Raw genomic sequence first — 410 nt, forward strand, 5'->3', positions numbered from 1 at the left:
TAAATAATCCGAAGACATCCTTTGCGAACTGAAAATTTGCTCATTTTTATGATGAATTTCAGCGTAGTGGAATGTTATCGCTTCAATATATCTGCTTTCTGATCCGCGAAAGATTTCTTCTTGTAAAAGCCTCTTTGTGTTTTGTTTCCATTTCCCCATTTTGGCAGTTAACCGCCCGTTCACAAACAGCAAGCCAATATCCTGTCTTAAATAAGCGTCCCGGTCGAGAGCGGAACCGATTTTCCAAATTACCGAATATTCATCCCGTTCTTTTTCATCCATCAGAGTCAATGTCGTGTTGGCGGTCTTAAACGAAACTGACGGGTCAATCGGAAAATAGGTGATGGTTTCCTCCGTCACCTGATTTTTGTTAAGCATAAAAATCAATGACACAATCGCCAGCATAATAG

General features: G+C 40.2%; 1 protein-coding gene. It reads right to left on the bottom strand.

The features are described from left to right. Positions 1–410 (bottom strand): hypothetical protein (locus AC2JF9_RS09945; RefSeq protein WP_500727445.1); only part of this gene is annotated, 410 nt, incomplete at both ends.

The sequence above is a fragment of the Lactobacillus sp. C449L genome (assembly GCF_059900815.1).